This is a genomic window from Priestia flexa NBRC 15715, from assembly GCF_001591565.1.
GTDB classification, from domain to species: domain Bacteria; phylum Bacillota; class Bacilli; order Bacillales; family Bacillaceae_H; genus Priestia; species Priestia flexa.
This window is the reverse complement of sequence record NZ_BCVD01000151.1, coordinates 1-7,692: the sequence shown is the minus strand read 5'-3', so window position 1 is coordinate 7,692 and position 7,692 is coordinate 1. Positions and strand designations below refer to the sequence as shown.

The following is a 7,692-nucleotide window of genomic DNA, read 5'->3' as shown; positions in this document are numbered from 1 at the left end:
CTTTTACATTGAACTGAAATCCATGCTTTTCTAACATGGCGCGAACCTCAGGACAATAGATCGTTTTATAAATAGAACTTACTGTTTGTGACCAGTTGCGTATCCATTAACTTGGCTGGACTCATACTTTCAAAGTGCTTTGAATTATTCGGGCTTAGAAAATGAAGTTTTTGCTTCTAAAGGAGCTACTAACACACCATCTTTAGCAAACTGAACGAACGATACAAAGTGAGCAGATTGATTATGAGCTTGAATAGAAGCCTCATCTTTCCACTGTTCAAGCATTACAAATGAATTTTTTTCAAATGCGTCTTCAAATAATTGATAGCTCACGTTTCCATCCTCTTCAGTAGAATGTTTAATTAATGTTTGAATAGCTTCTAAAAAAGCATCGCGCTTTGCAGGATTAATTTTCATATAAGCTTGAATGGTAATCATATTTATTTCCTCCTAAAATGAAAAGGTTTTTTAGTCGTATTTAAAACGTTAGTCTTATTAGTTCGAAAACCATCGAACAATGAACACTATATCACTTGAAAAGTGGCCATGCAAGCATTAAAGTTCGGAGATTATCAAACATTGAAAAGAGGTATGAGAATGTGATACCTTTTACGTATGAGAAATCCATATCAACCATCCAAATCTGAAATTCGTTTAACGTCTATCTTACATGCTTTGAGTGATCCAAATCGCTTGCGTATTGTACAATGTTTAGGGAAAAGAAAGGAGAGTCACTGTTCTTATTATCAGACGCTTAATGTATCAAAATCAACGCTATCCCACCATTTTAAGGTACTGCGCGAAGCAGGAGTTATCAAGGTTAGAATTGAAGGAACACAGCACTTTTACTCACTGCGAATAGAAGATCTAGAGGAGCTATTTCCAGGTTTGCTCTCAGCAGTAGTTAACGTTAACGAAGAGTTACTATAAAAAGCTGAACAATTTGTTCAGCTTTTCTTAATGAATGAAGCACTTAGACCTCAAAATAGAGGTGAATATGCAAGTTACACCCTGGATTGAAAGCAGCTTGGCAGTGTGGGCATCGTGATTTACAAGATAAGTACTCAGTAACGCTTAGCTCATTATGACATGCACCACAGAGGATAGCTTTTGTATTAAACAGCTTTTGAGGCCAAACTTTAGCTGAGTGATCTGCTGTTTCTTCATGACAGCGATGGCAAGGATAGTAGTCTTCACAGCAATAAAATTTTATTGAAATAATATCTTTAGCGGAATGATAATGAACGCAACGCGTTTCTTGGTCGATTGTTTTTCCTTTAACGTTCTTAATGAGAATCACATCCTTTTTGAAAGCTAAACATGATAATTGTATCATGAAATTGAGCATCGTTTGGATTTTAAACAGTATATATACATAGAAGGTGTTATAATAAATGCGTTAAGCCTTTATCATTTATATAAAGGCAAAGGCAAAGAATCTTTCAATGAATAGAAAATTAAAAATGCGTGAAATGCAGTGTAAAGAGAGGAAATAAGATGAGTAAGAACGTAATTGTATTTACTGGCGGGGGAACAGCTGGCCACGTTACTCCCAATATTGCTATTATGAAAGAGTTAGATCAAGAGAAGTGGGATATTCACTATGTAGGCTCTCATAATGGGATTGAAAAAGAATTAATTACAAACTTAGATATTCCGTATTATGCGATTTCGAGTGGGAAACTTCGTCGATACGTGGATATGGAAAATGTAAAAGACGTCTTTCGAGTAGTTAAAGGTGTAGGAGACGCAAGGCGAGTGTTAAAAAAGCTTAAACCTTCGCTTGTGTTTTCTAAAGGTGGATTTGTAACGGTACCTGTCATTATGGCAGCGAAGTCGCTTAATATTCCAGTATTTATTCATGAGAGTGATTTAACTCCGGGACTGGCAAATAAAATCGCTCAGCGTTTTGCAACAAAAATTTTCACATCATTTGACGAAGCAGCTGCTTATTTTCCGAAAGAAAAAGTGCAGGTTGTGGGTTCGCCGATTCGTCGAGAATTATTTCACGGAAAAGCAAACAACGGTCAAAGCTGGCTCCGCTTTTATGATAAAAAGCCAATTCTTACAATCATGGGTGGAAGCTTAGGTGCGCGAAAAATTAATGAAGTTGTTCGTGAATCGCTTCCAGAACTTCAAAGAAAGTTCCAAATTGTACACCTGTGTGGAAAAGGCAACGTTGATGAGAGCTTAGTTAACTTGCCGAGCTATCGCCAGTTAGAGTACGTGAACGAAGAGCTACCTGACGTGTTAGCAGCGACTGATTACGTCATTACGCGCGGAGGATCTAATGCTATTTTCGAATTTTTAGCTCTTCATAAGCCAATGATGATTATTCCTTTATCTAAAGCGCAAAGCAGAGGAGATCAAATCCTGAATGCAAAAGCCTTTCAAAAGAAAGGTTACTGTACCGTTTTAGAAGAAGAGCAGATTACAAAAGAAACATTTTTACAAGAATTAGAGCTTCTTCAAAAACAAGCAAGTGAAATGAAGCGTACAATGCGTGAAGCGACAAAAACAGACGCTATTTCTGTGTTAGTGAAAGAGATAAATCAAATTTAAAGCATGTAATTTAAGTACCAAAAAAAAATCAGCTGCTATAATAAGGAGCTGATTTTTTTATGGGAAAGTTGATGAGTTTACTTTACAACAATCGTTTCTTTTTGCTTTTTGCCTTCTTTTTCCCATGTTACTTCAATCATGGCAAACGTAATGTCTTCTGTTACTTGGCTGCTGTCTTTTACGTCATAAGCTTTAAGGTTATTACTTAATACCGTATCAACAGAAAGAAGCTGTTCGGCATTTTCTTTTTGAATAGGTTGCACGGTGGTATAGCTTTTAACTTCGCCTTCTTCTTTTAGAAATTCTACTTTGCCACGCCAATGTGCTGTTTTTCCTGCTAACGTTTTAATGGGTTTATCTATTCTCTTAGCGGTAGATTTGTGATCATTGGCATGAATAAAGGACAAGATATTATCGCGCATTAACGTCATGGAATAGTTATGATAAAAATCTTTATCAATTTCCCCTTTTTGAAGAGCCCGATCAAGCTGAGAAAATTGCTTATCCGCTAAAAATAAAAGAAGTTCCTGCTCATTAATATTTCGTTTTTCGGCCATTTGAGCAATCGTCGTGCCACTTTTCCATTCTTTTTTAAATTCTTTACTATTTATATGTAAAAACTCTCTTAACTCGGTATAGTTATAGCGATACTGAAAGCGTGGTTCTTCAGCAGCCCATGAGGTAGAGGTACAGGTGAAAAACAGCATTAATGTTGTTAAGAGAAGGATGATTTTTCTCATGTCGATTACTCCTTTCATCTGATTGTTTGTTATTGGTTAGCTTTTAACAGATAGAGTAAATTATGCATTATTCTTTACTTATCACCTCATTAGGCAATATGATGAAGTATGATAAAAAAATGACAATTTGATAAAGAATATGTAAAAGCTAGTCTCTATTAGCTTCATGATGATATAATAAGAGGGGTAAAGACGTAACTTGCGTAATGGAAACCTCTAATGTTAAATTAGGGGTTATTTTTTTACTATGTAAGTTAGTCTTTCTACTATGTAATGAGAATAAATGTGTAAAGAAGAAAATAATAAAACAAATGAATGTTTCAATAAAGGAGTTCAAAACATGGCTACTGAAAAGACGACAAGTGATCAGCTGAGAAGTCTGTTTAAGTCCTTAGTCTGCATAATTGCACTTATATATATTATTCGTACTTTTATATTTGGCCCATATATAGTCCAAGGAGCTTCGATGAACCCGACGCTAGAAAATGGGGAACGATTGTTTGTTAACAAATTGTCTTACGCTATCCATGATTTGCAACGTGGAGATATTATCATTGTTGATGGAAACGGAGAAGCTAAGCATTATGTAAAACGAGTAGTTGGGTTACCTGGAGAGAAAATTGAAATGAAAGATGATGAATTATATATTAATGATAAGAAAGTAAAAGAACCGTATTTAGAGCGTAATTTACAAGCGGCTCGATACTTACAAATGCAGTTAACCGGAGATTTTGGCCCGATTAAGGTCCCTTCAGACTCAATATTTGTAATGGGTGATAATCGATTATATAGCAAAGATAGTCGAAATGGATTAGGGAATGTTAACATCAATGATGTAGTAGGAAAGGCAGAATTTGTTTTCTACCCCATTCAGGACGTAAGGAACGTTTACTAAATAACGTTCCTTTTTTATGTGATAAATCGTCATAAAGGATTGAAATAAAAGCCAAGCTAAAAGAAAAAAGGGTGTGAAACCTTTGAACGCCTCATATGAAAAATTATTTAAACATTTTAAATTTGTCCACGGAATGGAAATGAAAAATCGCCTTGTTATGGGGCCTTTATTTACGCAGAGTTCTCATGAAAATGGAGAGTTGTCTGATAAAGATATGGCTTTTTATCGAGAGCGAATCAAGGATGTTAGCATGGTGATAGTAGGCCCCGCTTATATAGAAGAAGGCGGAAAGACAATGGATGGTCAATTAGGGATTCATAGAGATTATGTAGCAAGAAAACTCCATGAATTTACAGCCATGGCAAAAAGAATGAAGGTTAAAACGATTTTACGCATCTCTCATGGTGGAGCTTTGTCAGCTGAGTATTTAAAAGTTGGGGACAAAGCAGTTGCTCCTAGCAGGGTGGCGGTCCGTAGAAAAGGAAAAAAACCAAAAGAACTGAATGAACCTCAAATAGATCATACGTTACACGCATTTGCTCGTGCAACCGAGCGTGCTATTCAAGCTGGCTTTGATGGGGTTGAAATTGAAGGAGGAAGCGGGCATCTTTTACAGCAGTTTACTTCAAAGCAAGCAAATCATCGTAAAGATACTTTTGGAGGAACAGCTGAAAATCGCCTATCTTTTTCAATTCAAGTTATTCGCACGGTCTCCAAAGTTATTAAAAATACTACTAATAGACCCTTTTTACTTGGTTATGCGATGACTCCGGAGGAAAAGGGATATGGAGGCAATAAGGTAGATGATACCATGGTATGGATTGATCAGTTAATTGAAGAAAAAGTTGACTATGTTCATTTAGAAGTCAAATCTTTTCATGCTAAAACAACGCCTCATAAAGAGGGTGAGGCTGAGGTTGTGCCAGCGATTATTAAACGTGTAAATCAGCGCATTCCCATTATTAGCGGAGGAAATTTATTTACACCTTTACAAGTGGAGGAGGCAATTAGAGGAAAGTTATCAATGGTAACGATTCAACAAGCTTTAAATCTAGATCCTTACTGGGTGGAAAAAGTAAGAAGAAGCGAAGAGCCATTCTATGGAAAGGTTCCTGAATTAGAAGAAGTTGAAGCTTATCAAAAAGTAGATAGTAATGAGGTTGAAGATTTATTGGAGGAACTTTAAAAAAGAGAAATCATTATTTATGATTTTCAAAAAAACACAGTTGACTTCTAGGAATAGTTTGAATTAAAATAAAACCATATCATAAAGGCTGAATATACTGTAGCTAGCAATGAGTGGGCTGATCGGAAAAACCGAAGGCTTCTAACAATAGGTTAGAAGTCTTTTTTTGTTACCCAAATACAAAAAGGACTTTAACTATAAAAGAAAACAATTTATCATCATGAAAGGGTAAGGAAATAAAAAATGAAAAAACTACTTACGTTTGCAATTATCGGATTTTTCGCTCAATTAATTGATGGATCGTTAGGAATGGCTTACGGAGTTACATCAACCACGCTATTACTCACCTTTGGAATTGCACCTGCTGTTGCATCTGCATCCGTTCATTTAGCGGAGGTCGTAACGACTGCTGCATCAGGAGCTTCCCATATTAGATTTGGAAATGTTGATAAGACAACCGTATTACGCTTAGTAATTCCAGGGTCAATTGGAGCGTTTGTTGGAGCGTGTTTTTTAAGTAACATACCAGGTGATATGGTAAAGCCTTATATCTCTACATTTTTACTGCTATTAGGGGTTTACGTTTTAATTCGGTTTTTATTTATTTTTAAAGTGAGTGAGGAAAGGGAAGCAAAGCCATTATCTGCAAAACAATCAATTCCTTTGGGGTTAATAGCGGGATTCGCTGATGCTACGGGGGGAGGAGGATGGGGACCAATTGCTACCCCAGTTTTATTAACAAAACGTGGATTGAGTGCTCGTAAAGTTATTGGTACAGTAGACACGAGTGAGTTTGCTATTGCGGTTTCAGCTACTTTAGGATTCTTAATTTCGCTTGGTTGGGAACAAGTGAACTGGATGTGGGTAGCTGCTTTAATGATTGGTGGAATTATTGCAGCGCCAATCGCAGCTTGGCTTGTACGAATTATTCCAGCCCATTTATTAGGGGCGTTGGTAGGTGGCTTTATTATTTTGACTAATGCACGAACTCTTTTAATGTCTAGCTCTGTTTCTACTCCTATGCAAACAGCTATCTATGCGTTTATTTTAATTGTTTGGGCTGCTTCCATCACGTTAGCGTTAAGAAGAGGTCAAAAAGAAAAAAAGAAGCAGGAAACCTTGCAAATAAAGTGGTAAATAATTAAAGAGTGAGGCTGGGACATAAGTAATTCAGCCAATGATAAACCTAAACGGTTGAGGGCTCCTCACTTTTAATCGTTCAGGTTTTTTGTTGATTGTGAAAAAGATTTTGGAAACAGGGTGGAATGGAGCGTAAGACACTTAGCTCCTGCGGGAAAGAGAGGGAAAACTGAGATCCCGCAGCGCAATCGAACAAACGTATTCTGACAACGTAAAGAGATGAGAAAAGGAGTTGTTCTTCTTTTTGAAAACTTGTTTTATTATGTCCCACCTTCATGTATATATTGCCTTATAAAAGAAAGGAGCTATTGATATGCCGTTTAGCTATGTAGAATCGTTATCTTGTCCAAAATGTCAAAAGAAATATGATGCATCTAAAGCTAGAGGGGCAGCGACCTTTGCTGCGGTGAGACAACTAAAAGCGAGTGGGTGGCTAAAAGGAACGGAGCACATAGTTTGCTTAAATACAGGACAAGGAATTAAATACCCAGAGAGCGTAGAAGAACATGTAGAAGTTTTACAACCTAGTGATCGAATTTCATTTATCAGATAATGCTTAATTTAGTAGTGCTATGGTACAATAAGGATAAAAATGACCGAATGAAGATTATATAATCTTCATTGGAATATAAAGGTGTGAAAGAAGTTTGTGGTTTATTTTATTCTAGTTCTTGTAGCAGCAATCGAAATTATTGTTTTAGGAATTAATCGATCCGTATTTGCCAATATCCCATTGGTAGAATTTTATATTGTCCCGCTTATAGCTGTAATAGCAGCTGCTATTTTATTATCAAAGCGACCGAACCGAATGATGCGAGTAGCTCGACAAGGGTTCTTTACAGCAGCCATTATTGTGTTAGTATTTGTCCCAGTTATTTATACAAACAACCTTCCATTATATAGTTACGAAGAGGCAAAAGATATACTCGCCCAGCGAGAACAGCTTCTTCTATCTCAATTTATGGAAGGTGATAAAGTGTATGAAGCAAATGGTCCTCAGAATTCTCAAAAGAGACAATATTTACTTACAGTTGCGCGTGGAGAGCAAGTGTTAAAGTATGCTTTTGACCCTTTTAGCGGAGGTTTTGAACTAATATCGAGAGGTAGCAAAGAGTAAAAGGGGCTGGGGCATAAGTGTTTCAGTCAATGATTTGAGGCTGGGACATAAG

General features: G+C 36.6%; 10 protein-coding genes. 7 read left to right on the top strand and 3 right to left on the bottom strand.

The genetic code is table 11. The annotated features are described in order from the left end of the window. Nucleotides 1-144: 144 nt before the first annotated feature. The gene (locus tag BFL01S_RS17915) at nt 145-438 is read right to left on the bottom strand and encodes a putative quinol monooxygenase (protein WP_025911289.1); all 294 of its coding nucleotides are present in this window, start codon (nt 436-438) and stop codon (nt 145-147) included. Between the two features lie 177 nt (nt 439-615). Between BFL01S_RS17915 and BFL01S_RS17910 the strand changes: the two genes are divergently transcribed. Next, nucleotides 616-930 carry an ArsR/SmtB family transcription factor gene (locus BFL01S_RS17910; RefSeq protein ID WP_025911292.1) on the top strand — a complete coding sequence of 105 codons (315 nt, stop codon included), beginning with the start codon at nt 616-618 and terminating at the stop codon, nt 928-930. A gap of 43 nt (nt 931-973) precedes the next feature. Here the strand turns inward: BFL01S_RS17910 and BFL01S_RS20180 are convergent, their stop codons facing one another. Further along, on the bottom strand, nt 974-1,297 hold the full coding sequence (locus BFL01S_RS20180; protein ID WP_374700362.1) for a CHY zinc finger protein: 324 nt from the start codon (nt 1,295-1,297) through the stop codon (nt 974-976). A gap of 200 nt (nt 1,298-1,497) precedes the next feature. On the opposite strand from BFL01S_RS20180, the gene murG reads away from it, so the two are divergent. Further along, nucleotides 1,498-2,562 carry an undecaprenyldiphospho-muramoylpentapeptide beta-N-acetylglucosaminyltransferase gene (murG, locus tag BFL01S_RS17905; protein ID WP_025911295.1) on the top strand — a complete coding sequence of 355 codons (1,065 nt, stop codon included), beginning with the start codon at nt 1,498-1,500 and terminating at the stop codon, nt 2,560-2,562. Nucleotides 2,563-2,639: 77 nt separating this feature from the next. On the opposite strand, the gene BFL01S_RS17900 is transcribed toward murG, so the two are convergent. Then, nucleotides 2,640-3,302 carry a hypothetical protein gene (locus BFL01S_RS17900; protein ID WP_025911297.1) on the bottom strand — a complete coding sequence of 221 codons (663 nt, stop codon included), beginning with the start codon at nt 3,300-3,302 and terminating at the stop codon, nt 2,640-2,642. 340 nt (nt 3,303-3,642) lie between these two features. Here BFL01S_RS17900 and lepB point away from each other — a divergent pair, with 340 nt between their 5' ends. From lepB to BFL01S_RS17875, 5 genes are all read left to right on the top strand, one after another. After that, nucleotides 3,643-4,197 carry a signal peptidase I gene (gene lepB, locus BFL01S_RS17895; RefSeq protein WP_035321281.1) on the top strand — a complete coding sequence of 185 codons (555 nt, stop codon included), beginning with the start codon at nt 3,643-3,645 and terminating at the stop codon, nt 4,195-4,197. Between the two features lie 73 nt (nt 4,198-4,270). Continuing rightward, a complete protein-coding gene (locus tag BFL01S_RS17890) occupies nt 4,271-5,383 on the top strand; it encodes an oxidoreductase (RefSeq protein ID WP_268873900.1) in 1,113 nt (370 codons plus the stop codon). Nucleotides 5,384-5,626: 243 nt separating this feature from the next. Next, complete coding sequence (locus BFL01S_RS17885) at nt 5,627-6,520, top strand: sulfite exporter TauE/SafE family protein (RefSeq protein WP_061786521.1); 894 nt, start codon at nt 5,627-5,629, stop codon at nt 6,518-6,520. A gap of 316 nt (nt 6,521-6,836) precedes the next feature. Further along, the gene (locus BFL01S_RS17880) at nt 6,837-7,076 is read left to right on the top strand and encodes a hypothetical protein (RefSeq protein WP_025911304.1); all 240 of its coding nucleotides are present in this window, start codon (nt 6,837-6,839) and stop codon (nt 7,074-7,076) included. Between the two features lie 96 nt (nt 7,077-7,172). Next, complete coding sequence (locus tag BFL01S_RS17875) at nt 7,173-7,640, top strand: hypothetical protein (RefSeq protein WP_025911306.1); 468 nt, start codon at nt 7,173-7,175, stop codon at nt 7,638-7,640. Nucleotides 7,641-7,692: the final 52 nt, after the last annotated feature.

Coding starts and splice junctions, on each gene's coding strand:
- BFL01S_RS17885 (WP_061786521.1), top strand. CDS start 5,627: ATGAAAAAACTACTTACGTTTGCAATTATCGGATTTTTCGCTCAATTA.
- BFL01S_RS17880 (WP_025911304.1), top strand. CDS start 6,837: ATGCCGTTTAGCTATGTAGAATCGTTATCTTGTCCAAAATGTCAAAAG.
- murG (WP_025911295.1), top strand. CDS start 1,498: ATGAGTAAGAACGTAATTGTATTTACTGGCGGGGGAACAGCTGGCCAC.
- BFL01S_RS17900 (WP_025911297.1), bottom strand. CDS start 3,302: ATGAGAAAAATCATCCTTCTCTTAACAACATTAATGCTGTTTTTCACC.
- lepB (WP_035321281.1), top strand. CDS start 3,643: ATGGCTACTGAAAAGACGACAAGTGATCAGCTGAGAAGTCTGTTTAAG.
- BFL01S_RS17910 (WP_025911292.1), top strand. CDS start 616: ATGAGAAATCCATATCAACCATCCAAATCTGAAATTCGTTTAACGTCT.
- BFL01S_RS17915 (WP_025911289.1), bottom strand. CDS start 438: ATGATTACCATTCAAGCTTATATGAAAATTAATCCTGCAAAGCGCGAT.